Origin of the sequence: Prevotella sp. MGM2 (assembly GCF_002933955.1) — a bacterium.
In the GTDB taxonomy this organism is placed as follows: Bacteria; Bacteroidota; Bacteroidia; order Bacteroidales; family Bacteroidaceae; genus Alloprevotella.
In genome coordinates this window covers 1-17,394 of the sequence record NZ_BEWW01000029.1, presented here as the reverse complement: position 1 = coordinate 17,394, position 17,394 = coordinate 1, and the positions used below count along the sequence as shown (strand labels likewise).

The window sequence follows — 17,394 nt, the reverse complement described above, 5'->3', positions numbered from 1 at the left end:
ATTTTAACACTATTTGCTTTCGGCCGGAAAATGTATTATCTTTGTAATAGCGAAGCGGGTCTTTCCATCGGGAAGTCCCGCTTTTTCGGTGTATTCAAGGTCTTTCCTCGCCATTTTTGGGCGTATTGTTTCCTAAAAATCCCCGTATTGCAATTTAAATTCCAAGTATTCGTGTTAAAATTCCGATACGGACTTTTTCAATTCCAATGCCTGAAATAGTATTTCGGACCGGCTGAAATGTAACGGAAGGTTAAAAATGTTAATAATGAAAGGGGGGAAACGGATTCCTGAAACGTTTGGGCAAATAGACTGTCTGCGCCGCTGTCGTATCGGGAGATAACCGTAGTAGGCGGGTTCATTGGGGGGAGGCTTTGTCCTTTCACGAAAAGACCGTAACTTTGCGGGTATGAACACTCCTATGCTCCGCGTTTCGCAGCTTACGACCGGTTATGCCGCCGGTCGCCGCACCAAAATTGTGGCAGCGGATCTTACGGCCACGCTGCAGGCGGGTACTGTTACCGCTCTTGTCGGTAAGAACGGTACGGGCAAGAGTACGCTGCTGCGTACACTGGTGGCTCTCCAGCCGGCTTTGGGCGGTGAGGTGGAGTGGGGTGGTCGTCCGTTGACCAGCTATTCTGCGCGGCAGTTGGCGCGTGAGGTCTCGATAGTGCTTACAGCCCGTGTCGATACCAAGGCCCTCACCGCCCGCGAGGTGGTGGCCATGGGGCGGATGCCCTATACGGGATTTGGCGGCCGGTTGTCATTGGCCGACAGGGAGATAGCCGCCGAAGCGCTGGCCTTGACCGGAGTTGCCAGTCTGGCGGACCGCGAGGTGGGCAGCCTGAGCGACGGTGAGCGGCAGCGGGTGATGATAGCCAAGGCCCTGGCACAGCAGACACCGGCCATACTGCTCGATGAGCCAACGGCATTTCTGGATTTTCCAGGTAAGGTGGCCATCTTGCGTTTGCTGTGTGATTTGGCCGAAAAACATGGCAAAACGATTCTCCTGTCTACGCACGATCTGGAACTCACATTCCAGATCGTTCAGCGGCTATGGCTGCTTTCGTCTGAAGGTATTGCCGAAGGCAGTCCGCGCCGTTTGGCCGAAAATGGCTGTATCGGGCGTTTTTTTCACACCGAGGGAGTGCGGTTCAACGTGCCGTCCCTTCGTTTTGAAATGGAATGACTGAAGTTGCGGTCATAATTTATATTGTTTTTCTTCATTAAAAAATATCACGAAATAACATGATAGTCTGCATCGCTGAGAAACCGAGTGTCGCACGCGACATTGCCCATGTTCTTGGAGCCACGCAAACCCACGAAGGATACATCGAGGGCAATGGCTATCAGGTTACGTGGACTTTCGGGCATCTTTGCGAATTGAAATATCCCGAAGACTACCGTCCCGACTGGAAGCGGTGGAGTTTGGGGGCGTTGCCGATGGTGCCCGAACGGTTTGGCATCCGCCTCAAAAGCGATAAAGGAGTTGAGCGGCAGTTTGCCGTCATCCGGAAACTCATGCAGCAGGCCGACAGTATAGTGAATTGTGGCGATGCCGGTCAGGAAGGTGAGCTGATCCAGCGGTGGGTGATGCAGAAAGCCGGAGTGAGATGCCCTGTCCGCCGATTGTGGATATCGTCACTCACCGAAGAGGCCATCCGCGAGGGATTTGCCACCCTCAAAGAGCAGGAGGAATACAAGCCACTGTATGAAGCCGGGCTGTGCCGGGCCATCGGCGACTGGCTTCTGGGTATGAACGCCACACGGCTTTACACCATTAAATATGGCCGGCAGGAGCGGGGCAGTACGCCTTTGTCCATAGGACGTGTGCAAACCCCGACACTGGCGCTCATCGTGAGGCGGCAGCAGGAAATAGAGAATTTCCGGCCGGAACCTTACTGGGTGCTGACAACGGTTTATCGCGATACGACTTTTACGGCCGTGATGGATGATCCCAATGACGGTGAACTGCCGGCCGAAGGCAAAAAAAACGCTTCGGCCCCGCGCCGCGGCTTTACCTCGGAAGAAGATGGCCGCGCCGCGCTCGATAAAATCAAGGACGCACCTTTTACCGTCATGTCCGTATCGCGCAAGAACGGCAGTGAGGCGCCGCCGCGTCTCTTCGATCTCACTTCGCTGCAGGTGGAATGTAACCGGAAGTTCGGCTATTCGGCCGACCAGACCCTCCAGATCATACAAAGTCTTTATGAAAAGAAAGTGACCACCTATCCCCGTGTGGACACTACTTATCTGAGCGAGGACATATATGGAAAATGCAAGCAGATTCTCAACGGAATCTCCGCCCGTTATGGAGACTTGCTGCAACCTTTGCGCGGTGATAAACTGCGCAAGAGCAAGAAAGTGTTTGACTCCTCCAAAGTGACTGACCACCATGCCATCATTCCCACCGGAGTGGCTGCCAATGCCCTTACGGATATAGAGCATAATGTTTATAATCTTGTGGCGCGCCGCTTCATTGCCGTGTTCTACCCTGACTGCCGTTTTGCCACGACCACCGTTACGGGTGATGTTGCCGGAGTTTTGTTTAAGGTAAGCGGTAAGCAAATACTTGAGCCGGGATGGCGCGTGGTGTTCGACCGTCCGGCACTGTCGGCAGGTACGTCCGACCCCGAGGAAGATAAAAAAGACGATGAGGAACGCGCGTTGCCGCTTTTTGAGAAAGGCGAGAGCGGGCCTCACTGTCCGGATCTGGCGCAGAAAATGACGCAACCGCCCAAACCATACACGGAGGCCACACTGCTGAGGGCTATGGAAACCGCAGGGAAAACGGTGGATGACGAAGAACTCCGCGATGCCCTCAAGGAGAATGGCATAGGGCGCCCCTCCACACGGGCGGCAATCATTGAAACCCTTTTCCGGCGTAATTACATCCATCGTCAGCGGAAGGCGCTTCAGGCCACACAGACAGGCGTGGAACTTATCGGACTGATTAAGGAGGAGCTGCTCAAGAGTGCCGAACTGACCGGGCTGTGGGAGAGGAAACTCCGGCAGATAGAACATTGCCAGTACAGTGCCCCACAGTTTATAGAGGAATTGAAAGTGATGGTAGGCGATATAGTCCGGCAAGTGTTGGCCGATAATGAGAACCGCCGTGTCAGTCTTGCGCCGGATGCAAAGAGCATTCTTCCGCCCAAATTGCGTGCCGCCATGCAGGAGGAAAAGCCGGACTCTGCCGCAAAATCCCGCCGGAAAATTATCAGGGCCGGCAGCATCTGTCCCCAATGCGGACAGGGAAAAGTCGTTAAAGGCAAGGAGGCTTACGGTTGTTCGCGTTGGAAAGAAGGCTGCACGTGGCGGAAGCCTTTCAAAGGCTGACTGCTGACCGATTTCCGGCGTTGAAATACCGCTCTCTTTAGCTATATAGCTCACAATCTGATTGATTTTTAATTTTTATTATGCGACAATATCTGAATTTATTGCAGGAAATAATTGACCATGGCGCTGTAAAGGCAGACCGTACTGGAACGGGAACTAAAAGTATCTTCGGCCATCAGATGCGTTTTGACCTGAGCAAGGGCTTTCCGCTGCTTACCACGAAAAAGCTCCATCTTAAAAGTATCATATACGAGTTGCTGTGGTTTCTGCGGGGCGACACGAACGTGAAATACTTGCAGGACAACGGTGTACGAATATGGAATGAGTGGGCCGGTGATGATGGTGGACTGGGCCATATTTATGGGTACCAATGGCGGTCATGGCCCGATTATGACGGTGGCCATATCGACCAGATAGCGGAAGTGGTGAGGCAGATAAAGGAAACGCCGGATTCCCGGCGTATGATCGTGTCAGCTTGGAACGTAGCTGATTTGAAGCGCATGAATCTTCCGCCCTGCCACCTCCTCTTTCAGTTTTATGTGGCCGACGGCCGGTTGTCGTTGCAGTTGTATCAGCGTTCGGCCGATACATTTCTGGGCGTACCGTTTAACATAGCCAGCTATGCGTTGTTACTGCAAATGATGGCACAGGTATGTGGACTCATTCCCGGCGAATTTATTCATACTACCGGCGATACGCATCTTTATCTCAACCATTTGGAGCAAGCTCGTCAGCAGCTTTCGCGTGCGCCCCGTCCGTTGCCGCGGATGGTGATAAACCCTGACGTGAAAGATATTTTCGCTTTCCGCTTTGATGATTTCCTTCTTGAGAATTACGACCCCTGGCCTCATATAGCTGCTACAGTGTCAGTGTAGTCCGCCAATAAGGTTGAAAAACCCAGCCGGACTTCGGCTTATTGTTTGAAGAAAGTGGTATTATTGAGGATGTCTGTCCGGTTTCGGGTATTTGCCGCCAATGTTCGATGGCGTAGTCTTTTTTGTTTTACATAGTAATAATTAGAATATGATCAATATCATTTGTGCTTTGGCCGCCAACCGTGCCATAGGTTATAATAACAAATTGCTTTATCATCTGTCGGCTGATTTACGGCGTTTCAAGGCCCTTACCACCGGACATACCGTCATAATGGGACGCCGTACTTTCGAATCGTTGCCGAAAGGAGCGCTACCCAACCGGCGTAATATCGTGCTGTCCAGACAAACGGATCTGGCGTTTGCCGGAGCGGAAGTTTTTTCTTCTCTTGAAGAGGCTCTTGCTGCATGTCCTCCTGATGAGACGGTCTTTATCATCGGTGGTGAAAGTGTTTATGCTGAAGCTTTGCCATTGGCGGACCGTTTGTATCTGACGCATATACAGGCATGTCCGGCGGCAGCTGATGCCTTTTTCCCAGACCTTGACGAAAGGGCATGGAAGCTTGTACATTCCGAGAGTTATGGAGCGGACGAAAAAAATGCCGTATCTTATACTTTTTCCGATTACGAAAGAAAATGAAAAAATGCCTCATCGTTTTGTTTATGGCCATAACAGCTCTTGCTTCAACCGCCCGTGAGCGGGATTTCAGTGTCAGCATCGTTGCTACAAGTGATGTGCATGGCAATTTCCTGTCTTATGATTATATAGAACGTCAGCCACGCGCCGGCGGGTTAAGTCGGGTGCAGACCTACATAGGTGATTTGCGGAGAAAAATAGGTGGTGATAATGTGATTTTGCTTGACAATGGTGACATTCTTCAGGGGCAACCGCTAACTTACTATTATAATTTTGTCGATACCGTTTCGACACATGTTTGTGCGGCGGTGCTCAATTATATAGGCTACGATGCGGTTGTTGTGGGAAATCACGATGTGGAAACGGGACATGAGGTGTATGACCGCTGGGCGTCTGCGTGTCAATGCCCTGTACTTGGCGGCAATGTCGTGGATACAGCTACCGGTTGCCCTTACTGGCAACCTTATACGGTGATTGAGAGAGGCGGATTGCGTGTTGCAGTGTTGGGACTGACAACACCTGGCATACCTTTGTGGTTACCGGAAAAATTATGGAGCGGCATGCGCTTTGATGATATGGTGGAAACAGCCCGGCATTGGATTCCAGTCATTCAGCGCAATGAACGTCCTGACGTAATTGTCGGGCTTTTTCATAGTGGAGCCGGTTCGCCGGATGCTGCCGGCCGTTTGCAGGAAAATGCCGCCTTGCGGGTTGCGCGTGAAGTTGCAGGCTTTGACTTGATCATCTGCGGACACGACCATCGTGAGGCTGTTATGACGGTGAAGAACCGCCTGACTGGTACCGATGTGAAAGTGCTCAACCCGGCCGCGCATGGCATGAAGGTAGCGGTGGCAAACATAAAGGTGAGGAAAAACGGGGAAAAGAACATACGTACAGCCATAGAGGGAACTGTGGAAGATATTTCAGCCCTTGCACCGGACCCCGGTTATATGGCAGCTTTTGCGCCGTCTCACAAGGCTGTTATGAATTATATATCTGAGGTTATCGGGCATAATACGGCGTTGCTTTCTACCCGTCAGGCTTACTTCGGGCCTTCGCCCTTTATTGATTTTATCCATACGTTGCAACTTGATGTCAGCGGAGCAGACATCTCTTTTTGTGCTCCCTTGGCCTTTGATGCGAAGATACCGGCTGGCAGTGTTCGTGTGAGCGACATGTTTAATCTCTATAAATATGAAAACCAGCTTTATGTGATGCGTCTTACAGGCGAAGAGATCAAGCGTTATCTGGAATATTCCTATGCCATTTGGACCCGGAGAATGAGCGATGCTTCCGAACACATGCTTTTGTTTCGTCTCGATGCTGAAAAAATCAGTGTAGGGTGGGAGCGGCTTGTGCATCCGGCCTATAATTTTGATTCGGCCGCAGGCTTGCGCTATACTGTTGATTTAACCAAACCTAAGGGAGAGAAAATAACCATACAGGAATTGTCTGACGGACGGCCGTTCTATGGGCGGTAAAACGAAACGTGCAATGTTGAGTGAGCGGTCAGAGGTCGGAAGCCGCGATGTTTCAGTGAGTTACGGCGCGATGTCGTGAAATGGCCGAAAAAACGAAAAGTACATTTGCTTGGATTTTGCTTGGATTTTCGGAGCGGTTGGTTGGATAGTAAGTTGGATTGAAATTGGATTGTGTGCGGTCGTGCTTGTAGTGCGGCCTTTTTTATTGCGTGTTCGTCTGCATGTAGCGCGTCGGTGGCCTGTAGCGGTCGTTGTTCCGTAGAATTATAGAAAGGCCGTGGCGCGGCTAAATGCGCGGAAATACGGCCATTTATAGGCGTGAGGCAGCCTGTGGCCGTGGCGTGGCGAGGAATAGGTATGCCGCCGTGCATTAAAGGCCATTTGAGTGGCGATTGACTACTGATTAAAGACCGTTTGAACGCCATGCGCCGGGATATTTTCAGTCGATAGTTGCACCCATCGTTTCAACCGAAAATCATCAAAATAATTGTGTTGGATAGCCCGATGGATAGCCTATTGGGTAGCCACTTGGGTATCATTTTAAGCCTTATTCAAACCCCTATACGGCCAAAAATCGGCTAAAAATCGGGCAATTTCACACGATAACACCCCCTATAATACCACAAAAAGCGGGGTAATTCCAAGCCGACAAAGCACTGTAACCAACTGAAACTGTGCAGAATACAAAGACTATAAGCCTTAAAAGCGGCGAAAAATAAATAAAAGCGATGAAAAAGCGGCCTGTCAGCGGTCGCGGTGGATGAACTTAAACGGTATCAGAGCGAAGCCTATCACCCTACATGCGCAGTAGAATCTGTGTTTGCAAGAGCTGCAAGCCTTTCCGCGTGTTTTTTTGTTTCGGCCAATTCAGCCTTTAATCTCCCGATCTCCTCGCGGTTATTGCCGATTTCATCGTCTTTCTCTTTTAGAAGCCTAAGAAATAGTTCTTGATTTACAGTAGAATCAGATTGAGATGAAACCTGAGACGGTTCATCATCTATAATCTCCACTTTACCCTCCTCAATGTACCGTTTCGGATTTGAGTGAAAGGACATGGGCATTTTTCTTAATTCAACCATATCCTTAAACCGCTCACCATTTCCTAACAAGAGCCATTCTGCGGATATATTCGCATTTGAGCATACTTTCACAAGTAGATCGAACGATGGTTTACCCTGTCTTTTCCCAACGACATTCTCCACCACAGTTGGGCTTATCCCCACATGTATGGCAAAGGCTCGCTTGTTCCCTCCGAACAAGACGTCTATTATGGTCTGGAATCTTTCGTTAACCGACATAAAACTTTAATTTTCTCATTTGCGAATATTTTTCGCTGAAAAGTTTGGTGTATTCGCAAATGCGTATTAACTTTGCAGCGAGTTAAAAAATTAACAGCCGACAAATTTACAAAAAATCGGCGACATAACAGTAATCAAGCAAAAGGAATATGGAACAAAACACCGTAAAACTCACCGCGAAAGAGGTCGTTAAAGACCAAATCGCCAGCACACTCCGGCACATTGACCGCCGCATAGCGGTGATATCGGAGAAGATGAACGCCGACTACCTCCACTTCTTTGAGTGGCAAGCGGAGGAGATGTTCAAGGTTCAAAAACGACGCGCTTTCTTTACCGAATTCACAAAGGTGGTGAAAAGCTTGGACGAGGATGTCGATCTAACCGCGTGGCTGTTTGCAATCGCCAACCGAAAGAGCGGCGAGCTTGTAAGAGGAAGCCTCACACGGAACAGCACCAACCCAATGGCAAATCTCGCACATCTGCTCAATCTTGAAGCGGAGCAGGAGATAATCCGGGAATTGGAAAGTCTGGCACACGTCGCAGAATATTACGGCAAATGCTGACAAAAGAGGAAATCATAGAAGCCCTACAAGGGGTTAAACGCCCCTTGATACAGGCACACAACGATATAGAGGCCGTGGCCAATTTCATAGAGGCTCGCTTGCAGACCGAAAAGGAGTTTGCCGACAGCCGGGTATATGGCACGGTCTGCCACGCCCTCGGAATCTTGGAGGAACAGATAACAAGCATAGGAAACCAAATCACCAAACTCAAAAAATAATGGAACGTAAAAGAATCATCGTAATCACCCCGGAGGAACGCAAGTATCTGCAGAAGATGATCGGCTGCTCAGGCGTAACCGTGTGGGAAGCGGTAAAATACCGCAAAAGTAATGACATACACAAGCGCATCCGCAAGGCAGCGATAGAGCGCGGCAACCCGCAAATGGTAATCGCGCCGGAATTCGACACAATCTATATCACCAACCGCCGAGACGCTGACGAAAAGATGCACCGCTACATGGTGCAGTCTTTTGAGAACGGAGCGACGTTGGAGGGATGCTTCGACACCGGGCTTGTGGTGATACGTGACAAGCGCGGCGAGGTCAGAGGCGAATGGCAAAGCCCGAGGTTAACCGAAATAGCAGCCATACAGGAGGTGGCGATGTCGCTCTGAGGTATGGTCAAGTATTACAATCCTCCAAAGGCCATGTGCACTGCCCAAGAGCTCGCATCTCTGCTATCCCCCGTTGACAGACGCAGAATGGCATATCGGTATTTTGTCCATACCGCTGAAAAACAGAAGCAATCAGACGGGCGAACATATATCGAGGCATTGGCGGCTTCTCTCCGGAACGGAAGAAGTAATCTTCAACCCACAATTCTGAACCGTCTTTTAAGCCTTTGGCGACAGATTCAGAAAGAATGGCAGGTATCGCAGGTGCGTAATACTCGCAGTCTTGAAGATGTGCTATGTTTTTTAGAGTCTCGTGGACTAACGGTCGATTCTGAAACAGTGAGTATCGTCCATAATAGATTACGCAAAAGGCAATCTCCCACGGCTTGATGATAGCGGGCTTTTTCATAAAGAGCGATTAAAGAATTAACGACTACAAAATTACAAAAAATTATGGAGTATTGCGACGGCATTCTTTGCGCAACACACGCCGAACTTACCGACGGCATTATGACAAACGCGGCATTGATGCACGCTTGCCAACGTGATAAGGATCTTCGCGTGAGGCGTGGCTGCAACGGTGTCTCCGCGCTCTATGATATAAACCGACTGTCTGCTGAATATCGCACCGAGGCAAAACGCCGACACGCCGCGACTGAGGCACAGGCAAAGGCGCGGGCATTCATCGACATAATCGTGATAGACCAGAGAGCCGCCACTTACTACGAGGGAGTGAGCATCGAGGGAGCGCGGGGACTGAGCGACGAGAAACGGATGCTCTACACCAACTCAGCCTCCATACTCAACGCTTGCCGTGTGAAACTCATGGAAGCCGAGGCCGAACAGAAAAAAGTCGGCAAAAGCCGCCGGGTAAAGATGAGCGACTTTTGGGCTGCGGTGGCGGCGCACCTGCCCCGCGTGGCCGACATCTACCCGCACAGCCTCCCGGAGAACCCGCGAGTGCTACAGCGCAAATATCAAGAATATTTCAGAGGAGGCCAGCCCAATTACGAGGTGTTGATTTCGGGTAAGTTCCGCAACAAGAACGCCGCGAGGGTTGCGACCCCGGAGCAGGTGGCATGGCTCACCAAATTCTTGGAGCATCATACCAACCTCGACGGACAGGAGGTGGCCGACTACTACAATACGGTATGCGAGGCTTTCGGATGGCCGAAAGTGACGCGCCGGACGATGTTGGTATGGCTGCAGAAACTCGGATGGCTTGTGAACGCCGGACGGCACGGAGCAAAGGAATATATGAACCGCTACGGAATGCAGAACAAACGCTTTGCACCGACCGCGCCGATGCTGTTCTGGTCGCTCGACGGATGGACGGTGGAGCTATACTACAAAAAGCGCACCGAGGGGAAGCGCGGCGGTCGTACCACATACTGCAACCGCATGACGGTGGTAGTGGTACTCGATCCTTTCAACAAATACCCGATAGGCTACGCCACAGGCTATCAAGAAAGCCCGGAACTGATAAAAGCCGCGCTCCGCGATGCGACGAACCACACGGCGCAGCTTTTCGGCCAACGTCTGCGGCCTGTGCAGATACAGAGCGACAACTATCAAATCAAAATCATGCTGCCGACCTATGGCATGGCCGAATATGTAACCCCGGCACAGGTAGGCAACGCAAAGGCCAAGCCGATAGAGCCGTATTTCAGACGGCTCAACCACAAATACGCTAAAAAATGCTCCGGCAACTGGAGCGGCTACGGCATAACCTCCCGCAAGGAGAGCCAGCCCAATATGGAATGGCTCAACGCGCACAAGGGGCAGATACCCGACGAGGCCGGGGTAAGGGCGCAGATAGAATGGATCATCGAATCGGAACGCGCCGCCAAGCGCGAGGAATATGTGGCCGGATTCAGCCGCATACCCGCCGACCGACTTCTGCCGATGCCGATTGAAAGCTACCTGCTGAACTTCGGGCAGGAGACAGGCTACAAGAACACATTGGAGGGCAGCGGCCTCAACGTCCGGCTTCTCGGAGAGCGCAGGACATACGACAGCTTCGACCTCGAATTCAGAAAATACGCACACCTGCGGTGGAGCATCAAATATGACCCCGACAATATGCAAGAGGTCTTGGCCGTGAGCGACGAGGGGGACATCCGCATACTGCTAAAAGAAAAGCACCTGCAGCCGATGGCACTTGCCGACCGCCGTCCCGGAGACGCGGAGGAACTGCAAAAGGTAAAGGACTTCAACGACGAACTGAAACGCACCGTGATAGAATACGACAGGCAAGCCACCGAGATAGCGCGTGAGAGCCTGTTGCGCCACCCCGACCTCGGCAACCCATACATAACAGGCATACTCACCGACAGCCGGGGACAGAACAAAGACCGCAAGAGCCAATACCGCCTCGAATACACAGACGTAACCGAGGAGACCGCATACGAGGAAAGCGCGGGCGCGGGCATAGCCGAATCGACACGCGACCTCTATTGATTAACGGATAATCATAAAACTAATATAGGAAATGAAACAGACAGAAAAAGAAGCCATAGCCGCCAAACTGCGGACGTATGTAGACAGCAAGGAGAGCCAAAACGCCGCCGCCAAATCCCTGCGTGGCGTGAGCGCGGCCACCGTGAGCCAGATACTCAACGGCAACTGGGATCTAATCTCCGACGACATGTGGCGCACGGTAGGCAACCAAATCGGCTATGACCCGCGCAACTGGGTCGTGATAGAGACCGAGGGTTACAGGCGCATGACACAGGTGCTGACCGACGCGCAGCGGCACTCGCTCGTGATGGCCGTTACAGGCGACGCGGGCTGCGGCAAAAGTCAGGCGATAAAGGTATATGCCGGGAGCAACAGAAACGTGATAGCGTTGAGCTGCTCCGAATATTGGAACCGCAAGGAGTTTCTCGGGGAACTGCTGCAGAGCCTCGGCACAGAACCCGGCGGCTCGACGGTGGCCGACATGATGCGCGAGGCCATACGGCAGCTCAAACGCCGAGAGGGGGTTCTGATAGTGTTGGACGAGGCCGACAAACTCTCCGACCAGGTGCTGCACTTCTTCATCACCATATACAACAAACTGGAAGATACCGTGGGAATCGTCCTCTGCGCCACGCAATACCTCAAAAAGCGGATAGAGCGCGGAGTGGTGAACAACCGCAAAGGCTACAAGGAGATATACTCACGCATAGGCCGCAAATTCATACCGATGCCTGTTGTGAACCGGGGCGACATAAAGGCCGTATGCACCGCCAACGGCCTTGAAGACCGCCGGGAGATAGAACGTATCATTGACGATGCCGACAACGACCTGCGGCGCGTAAAACGCCTTGTGTGCGCCCTCAAACTGAAATCAGCCGAGGGTTAAACCCCGGTCAAACACCAATTAAACAATGGCAAAGGCATTAAGCAACCGCAACGTGTGCGACGCGAATTTCAAGGTCGCCGACTTCACCGGGGAGTGGCTCGCCACATTCGGGAAGCCGGAACTGCGCGGCGCGTGGATCATCTTCGGGGAGAGCGGCAGCGGCAAGACCCATTTCGCGCTCTCGCTTCTTGCCTATCTGACGCAGTTTGTAGACAAAGCCGCCTACGACACCATCGAACAGGGCTTGTCGCTATCATTCAAAAACTCTTGGTTAGACGCGAACATGGCCGAGGTCGGCAACAAGGTTGTGGTCTACTCAAAGGAACAGATCCCGGCATTGCGCGAGAGGCTGCGCAAGCGCAAAAGTCCGCAGGTTGTGGTGATAGATTCCATAACCGCGCTTGTGGGGTTCACGCGCAGCACCTTTGCCTCGCTTATGGACGAATTCCCCGACAAACTTTTCATCTTCATCGCCCACGAGGAAAACGGCAAGCCCTATCCGGCGGTGGCGCGGCACGTCCGCAAACTGGCCGAGGTGAAGATCCGCGTGGAGGGTTTCAAGGCATACCCCACGACCCGCTTTGCCACCGCGGAGGGAGGCGGCGAGGAGTTTGTGATATGGCCGGAGGGTGCGGCCAAATACTACGCTCAAATAATAGACAAGGAGACCAACCAATAAAAACGAGATATTATGGCAACAGTTACGGCACAACAGCAGAAGTGGCTGCTTAAAAAATTCCACACGCTCTGCGCCCGGCTCAACATGGACGCGGACATGAAACTGGCTCTTATATCCGGCTACGGCGTGGAGAGCAGCAAGGATCTTACAAACGCGGAACTCTTGGAACTCTGCGACCACCTCAACGAGATACTGAACCCGGAGGATGCTAAAACAGACAAGATGCGCAAGCGCGTGATAGCGGCCATCGGAGGTTGGCTGCGCATGATCGGCAAAGGCGACGAGGGGATAAACTACATAAAAGGCGTGGCGTGTCAAGCGGCAAAGACCGACAATTTCAACAAAATCTCTCTTGAACGGCTCACCACCATCTACAATATGTTCCTGCGCAAGCAAAAAGATGCAAAGAGCGTGAACGAGGTGGCCGAGAAGATAGCATACGAAGCGCGGTTTGGCACGGATAACAATCTTCTGAACTGATACAGGCATGAGTACAGCAATAGAACATCTAAAAGAGCGCACCAAAACCTGTATGGGCAATGACGGCCACGTGGTCGGGGTCGTGGAATACGACGAGGCAATTGCCGCACTCCATATTCAGAAAGCGTGTCTAATAGAACATTTTAAGAATTTCATTCTGAATGTGCGACTTTGCCAAGCCATAGGCTTAAACAAAGACTGGGAGCAGATACTCGACGAACAATTCAAAGATTTATAATTATGCCAGAGAAGAAAAAAGAGAACCTCAACAAGCAGGTGAAAGGTGTCGGCCATATCACGGTCTACATCAAGGTTACCAAAGGCAAGACGGTAACGACCTATTATACCCGATACGGCTTTGCCGGGGTATATACAAAAGCATCCTTGCAGACTGTTGCCGCTAAATTCAAGGAGATTGGCATAGACAGCACCCGCAGGGAAGAGCCGGACGCAGATAAAATCACCGCTTCAACCAAAATATACACATCAGACTGCCAATATATAATTCCACAAGACTTAAACCCGGAGACATGATAGAGGTACACATGAACGAGGGAGGCCACCAATGGGAGAAAACCAACCTCACGACATTAGGCGGAGACAATGGCCGCTCCACATACGACACTTACCGTTGCACCGCTTGCGGACTGACCGGGAAAATGTATCATTTCAACCATATTACCGTGCAGGAACGCTCCCGCAAAAAACTGTTTAGCTGCCCCGGCATGAAAAAAACGCGGAAAATCCGAATCACCTGCTGTCGGGCAGTAGGATCACAATTCGCCAATCTCACGCCGGACAGTATCCATGAGGTAATTCCGACACCTCCGGGAAACAACGGCAACAACGGCGTGTGGGTAATGGGGGTCGGCGAGCCTGTAAAAGTGCTGAATGGTGAATTTACATACATCAACGAATGAGCCGCAAAGCACTTGAAAACGAGATAACCTCACACATCACCGAGGTAACGAGCAGCCTTGAGATGGCCGAATACGCAGCCCTTATGCGGTGGCTTTCGGACTGGGCGCACGAAAAGGCAGAACTCGCCGATTACCTGCCCGACTTTGACTGCGAAGAAGAATAACAACCATCAATAAAAAAATAATATGACAGTAATCGAAAAGCAGTACATGGACGCGGTGATAGCGATGAACCGCAAAATGGCAGATCAGAACAAAGTAGACTGGGAACGCTACCGCATGGACGCAGCCCAAAATGTGGCAACCTACTGCATGGGGCTGTATCTTACCAACCGGGAAAGCGACAGACCTACCTATGCGGAAGTTGCGGAAGTCGCTGTAAAAATGGCTAACGCTATCGTGACAGAGCTGCAAAACAATCCTCTAAACACGAAAAACGACGGAAATGGATAAAGAGCGATTCGAAGCAGTATGCAATGCTTACAAAGCAATGTATTTCAGCGCAAAAAACGATAAAGAGCGCAAGGATAGAATCAACTCGTTCCGCGCCGGACAAATCAAAATATCAAAGGGATAATCACCCATCATTTAATCACCATTAAAACAACAGACAAATGGCAAAAAGAGAAAAGAAAACAATCATCAGCGGCGTAAGCCGCGAGGCGATGGAGGAGGCTTTCAGAGCATACGCCGACGCCGACGCAAAGCAGCGATCACTCACCGCCGAAATGGACGGCAAACTCGTGGAAATCCGCGAGGACTACGCCGACCGACTGGCCGAACTCGACGCGGAGAAAAAGGCCGCATTCGAGAAAATGCAGGTGTTCGCGGTAGAGAACCGCGAGGAACTGTTCACCAAGCGCAAGAGCATGGAGACCACGCACGGCATCCTCGGCTTCCGCACAGGCAATCCCAAGCTGAAAGCCCGCAAGGGCATGACGTGGGCAGGGATTCTCGAACTGCTCAAAATCAAAGGCAAGAACTACGTGCGCATGGTCGAGGAGGTGGCAAAGGACAAACTCCTTGCCGAGCGCGACCTTGACGAGTGCAAGGTAGTGATGGAAGCCTGCTGCATCGACGTGGTGCAGGACGAGACATTCTTTGTAGAACCCAAATCGGAGGGATAGCCTTATGGGAAAGCGCACGGAGTTTGCCCGCGACACCATAGAGGTGTGCCGCAACTGCAAGGCCGAGGGTATGGCGATAGTCGAGGAATTCGACAAAGCCGGAAACCACACAGGCAGACATAAAGAAATCTGCCCGGTATGCGGCGGTTCGGGATTAGTGAGTAAACATATCGAGGGGTTCGTAACGGTCGAGCCTTACGACAAAAAGAAAGCAAGGCCATGAAAAGAAGCGCGCCCGCCGCAAGGATAAATCGCTTGACAACGGGCAACACCGTGGAACGTGTTGCAAAGATAGCGGTTAAATTCTTAACATGGCGACAAAACCTCACAAAAATACACTCCTGCGCATACAGCACGTCTGCGACATCACCCGCGAGCATTACGAGGAGGGCAACCTTGCGAAATGCTACAAACAGGTGTGGAGGCATTTTGTGTACCCTGTCTATCCGATGTGTTACCACACGTTCCTCAGCTATCTTCGGCGTGGGCTGGAGGGATTCTCCGACAAGCCCCGCGACACACAGCCCTCCCTATTCGACGACATAGACATGGGGGAATGAAAGCGACACCGCCCGCAGAACCGAAACTGCGGGCGGTGTTGTGTCTATACCATCTCCTCGGAGAAAGCGTCGGCGAAGATGTCGCCTGTGTCAAGGGTAACATTGCGCGGTGTGAGAATGTAGCCGTCATCGACGGAGGCCGAACAGTCTATGCAGTGGGTTCGCCACTCCTCCAAATCCTCGCATATCTGCTCATGGTTATGGTCGGTGTCCGAGCCGGAATATTGGAACTGCGAGAAACTGCGTCCCTGTTCATCCGCGCCACCCGAAAAGCCGTTCAAGGCGAGTTTGACGGCGCGGATCAGCCGGAAGCGGCGCAGAGCCTCGTCGCGGTAAGGCGTGTCGGTCTGCGCGAGCGTGGCCGTTACGAAATGCAGCCTCACCGTCATATCGCCATGCACCGCTCCACGAGAGAGCGGCGACCACAGCACCGGGAGAAACTCCACGAAGATTCCCGGCGGGTTGAACGGACGCATCTGCGTGAGACGTGCCGTATTCTCGTTCCACAGGCCGACATGGTTAATGGCCGGAACTCCCGGTAATTTTGCGTCAGGGTCGCGTTTAGGTCGGCAGTAGATATATTTGTCATCCACGAGACGGACACGCGACAGACGCGCCTCTAAATCGGTAAAAATGCGTAATCTCATATCAATGTCGGTTAAAGTCATCGGCAAGGCGTTGCGAGAACTCCTGCAGCCGTTTGAAAACAATGTCGCCGAGGGCTTGCTGCACCTTTTCGTGGTCGCCTATGAACTGGCGTTGCGGCATATTCATCTGCCGGGAATGTGAGCGCACGGTGTATGTGTTCCCGGTCTTCTTAGACGTGCGCGAGTGGGAGCGGACGGTAACGGCGAAATTGCCGCCCTCGTTGTGCAGGGCTGTATATGGTCGGTCGGAGGTGAAGACCACGGCCATTCCCCGGATCATCGAACGGATGGAGCGTCGCATCGCCCCGGTAACGATAAGGATAGAGCCGCGTCCGCGTTTGTTTGTCTTGCTCGCCTTTGTCGCCACCCACTTCTCGCCGAAGAAACCCTGCTGCCGGAAATTGTCCTTGAACAGCTCCGTGAGCTTCACGCGGGCATCGCTCAGAATATCGTCGTAAATGTTGCGTGGCATGGCGGCGCGGATCTAATCGGCGAGATTCAGAAACAGCAGGGAGATAAGGCCGAGTTTGACCTGCATACGGTCGGACTTGTCCTCTATCTTCTGAAAATCTATCTTTGAGGGAGCGGCCTTGACCTGCTCCCATCTCTCCGGGGTCAATTCCTCGCCGAGACACATAAGGGCTGCGGCGACATCGGTCTGCGAGAACTCGGCTGTAACTGTAATTTTTTCGTCCATTTTGTTGAAAGTGTTGGGGTTTATTTTGTTGTATGAAAAAGAATGTCTATCTTTGCAATCCCATAGGAGGCCGCTGTGGGTTCTTTCGAGGAGGCGGCAACCTGCCCGCGCTGCGGGCTTTTTTTATGTCTATACATC

At 51.9% G+C, this 17,394-nt stretch carries 25 protein-coding genes; 21 read left to right on the top strand and 4 right to left on the bottom strand.

The genetic code is table 11. The features are described from left to right. The first annotated feature begins 406 nt into the window (after positions 1-406). The 5 genes from C5S62_RS00705 (at position 407) to C5S62_RS00685 (ending at position 6,326) form a co-directional block, all read left to right on the top strand. Positions 407-1,186 carry an ABC transporter ATP-binding protein gene (locus tag C5S62_RS00705; RefSeq protein ID WP_104403635.1) on the top strand — a complete coding sequence of 260 codons (780 nt, stop codon included), beginning with the start codon at positions 407-409 and terminating at the stop codon, positions 1,184-1,186. A 59-nt stretch (positions 1,187-1,245) separates the two neighbouring features. Further along, positions 1,246-3,336 (top strand): DNA topoisomerase 3, encoded by a 2,091-nt coding sequence (locus C5S62_RS00700; RefSeq protein WP_104403634.1) that lies wholly within the window; start codon positions 1,246-1,248, stop codon positions 3,334-3,336. Between the two features lie 80 nt (positions 3,337-3,416). Further along, entirely contained in the window at positions 3,417-4,211 is a 795-nt protein-coding gene (locus C5S62_RS00695) for a thymidylate synthase (RefSeq protein WP_104403633.1), read from the top strand. Positions 4,212-4,359: 148 nt separating this feature from the next. After that, positions 4,360-4,848, top strand: coding sequence for a dihydrofolate reductase (locus C5S62_RS00690; RefSeq protein ID WP_104403632.1), 489 nt, complete (start codon positions 4,360-4,362; stop codon positions 4,846-4,848). Next, positions 4,845-6,326 carry a bifunctional UDP-sugar hydrolase/5'-nucleotidase gene (locus C5S62_RS00685; RefSeq protein ID WP_172486142.1) on the top strand — a complete coding sequence of 494 codons (1,482 nt, stop codon included), beginning with the start codon at positions 4,845-4,847 and terminating at the stop codon, positions 6,324-6,326. Before C5S62_RS00690 ends, C5S62_RS00685 begins: the two co-directional genes overlap by 4 nt. A 791-nt stretch (positions 6,327-7,117) precedes the next feature. Here the strand turns inward: C5S62_RS00685 and C5S62_RS00680 are convergent. Beyond that, complete coding sequence (locus C5S62_RS00680) at positions 7,118-7,624, bottom strand: hypothetical protein (RefSeq protein ID WP_104403630.1); 507 nt, start codon at positions 7,622-7,624, stop codon at positions 7,118-7,120. 149 nt (positions 7,625-7,773) lie between these two features. On the opposite strand from C5S62_RS00680, the gene C5S62_RS00675 reads away from it, so the two are divergent. The 16 genes from C5S62_RS00675 (at position 7,774) to C5S62_RS00605 (ending at position 15,912) form a co-directional block, all read left to right on the top strand. Then, on the top strand, positions 7,774-8,187 hold the full coding sequence (locus tag C5S62_RS00675) for a hypothetical protein (protein ID WP_104403629.1): 414 nt from the start codon (positions 7,774-7,776) through the stop codon (positions 8,185-8,187). Continuing rightward, positions 8,181-8,405: a hypothetical protein gene (locus tag C5S62_RS00670; RefSeq protein WP_104403628.1), complete on the top strand. Its 225-nt coding sequence runs from the start codon at positions 8,181-8,183 to the stop codon at positions 8,403-8,405. The genes C5S62_RS00675 and C5S62_RS00670 overlap by 7 nt, the downstream gene beginning before the upstream one ends. Beyond that, entirely contained in the window at positions 8,405-8,800 is a 396-nt protein-coding gene (locus C5S62_RS00665; protein ID WP_104403627.1) for a hypothetical protein, read from the top strand. The genes C5S62_RS00670 and C5S62_RS00665 overlap by 1 nt, the downstream gene beginning before the upstream one ends. Positions 8,801-9,253: 453 nt before the next feature. After that, complete coding sequence (locus tag C5S62_RS00655; protein WP_104403625.1) at positions 9,254-11,260, top strand: hypothetical protein; 2,007 nt, start codon at positions 9,254-9,256, stop codon at positions 11,258-11,260. A 31-nt stretch (positions 11,261-11,291) separates the two neighbouring features. Then, a complete protein-coding gene (locus tag C5S62_RS00650) occupies positions 11,292-12,146 on the top strand; it encodes an ATP-binding protein (protein ID WP_104403624.1) in 855 nt (284 codons plus the stop codon). A 25-nt stretch (positions 12,147-12,171) separates the two neighbouring features. Next, complete coding sequence (locus C5S62_RS00645) at positions 12,172-12,825, top strand: ATP-binding protein (protein WP_104403623.1); 654 nt, start codon at positions 12,172-12,174, stop codon at positions 12,823-12,825. Between the two features lie 12 nt (positions 12,826-12,837). After that, entirely contained in the window at positions 12,838-13,305 is a 468-nt protein-coding gene (locus C5S62_RS00640) for a hypothetical protein (protein ID WP_104403622.1), read from the top strand. Positions 13,306-13,312: 7 nt separating this feature from the next. After that, complete coding sequence (locus C5S62_RS00635) at positions 13,313-13,543, top strand: hypothetical protein (RefSeq protein ID WP_133159437.1); 231 nt, start codon at positions 13,313-13,315, stop codon at positions 13,541-13,543. 2 nt (positions 13,544-13,545) lie between these two features. Next, positions 13,546-13,839, top strand: coding sequence for a hypothetical protein (locus C5S62_RS00630; protein ID WP_104403620.1), 294 nt, complete (start codon positions 13,546-13,548; stop codon positions 13,837-13,839). Beyond that, complete coding sequence (locus tag C5S62_RS00625; RefSeq protein WP_104403619.1) at positions 13,836-14,225, top strand: hypothetical protein; 390 nt, start codon at positions 13,836-13,838, stop codon at positions 14,223-14,225. The genes C5S62_RS00630 and C5S62_RS00625 overlap by 4 nt, the downstream gene beginning before the upstream one ends. Beyond that, entirely contained in the window at positions 14,222-14,389 is a 168-nt protein-coding gene (locus C5S62_RS13425) for a hypothetical protein (RefSeq protein WP_168189997.1), read from the top strand. The genes C5S62_RS00625 and C5S62_RS13425 overlap by 4 nt, the downstream gene beginning before the upstream one ends. A 22-nt stretch (positions 14,390-14,411) precedes the next feature. Continuing rightward, entirely contained in the window at positions 14,412-14,678 is a 267-nt protein-coding gene (locus tag C5S62_RS00620; RefSeq protein ID WP_104403618.1) for a hypothetical protein, read from the top strand. Continuing rightward, a complete protein-coding gene (locus C5S62_RS14015; protein ID WP_255400122.1) occupies positions 14,671-14,802 on the top strand; it encodes a hypothetical protein in 132 nt (43 codons plus the stop codon). Before C5S62_RS00620 ends, C5S62_RS14015 begins: the two co-directional genes overlap by 8 nt. A gap of 37 nt (positions 14,803-14,839) precedes the next feature. After that, positions 14,840-15,352 carry a host-nuclease inhibitor Gam family protein gene (locus C5S62_RS00615; RefSeq protein ID WP_104403617.1) on the top strand — a complete coding sequence of 171 codons (513 nt, stop codon included), beginning with the start codon at positions 14,840-14,842 and terminating at the stop codon, positions 15,350-15,352. Positions 15,353-15,356: 4 nt separating this feature from the next. Next, positions 15,357-15,575: a hypothetical protein gene (locus tag C5S62_RS00610; RefSeq protein WP_104403616.1), complete on the top strand. Its 219-nt coding sequence runs from the start codon at positions 15,357-15,359 to the stop codon at positions 15,573-15,575. 88 nt (positions 15,576-15,663) lie between these two features. After that, on the top strand, positions 15,664-15,912 hold the full coding sequence (locus C5S62_RS00605) for a hypothetical protein (protein ID WP_104403615.1): 249 nt from the start codon (positions 15,664-15,666) through the stop codon (positions 15,910-15,912). 44 nt (positions 15,913-15,956) lie between these two features. Here the strand turns inward: C5S62_RS00605 and C5S62_RS00600 are convergent, their stop codons facing one another. From C5S62_RS00600 to C5S62_RS00590, 3 genes are read right to left on the bottom strand one after another with little or no spacing between them, the layout of a single operon-like run. Beyond that, on the bottom strand, positions 15,957-16,559 hold the full coding sequence (locus C5S62_RS00600; protein ID WP_133159436.1) for a hypothetical protein: 603 nt from the start codon (positions 16,557-16,559) through the stop codon (positions 15,957-15,959). Position 16,560: 1 nt separating this feature from the next. Continuing rightward, a complete protein-coding gene (locus C5S62_RS00595; RefSeq protein ID WP_104403613.1) occupies positions 16,561-17,031 on the bottom strand; it encodes a phage virion morphogenesis protein in 471 nt (156 codons plus the stop codon). 12 nt (positions 17,032-17,043) lie between these two features. Next, positions 17,044-17,256: a hypothetical protein gene (locus C5S62_RS00590; protein ID WP_104403612.1), complete on the bottom strand. Its 213-nt coding sequence runs from the start codon at positions 17,254-17,256 to the stop codon at positions 17,044-17,046. Positions 17,257-17,394: the final 138 nt, after the last annotated feature.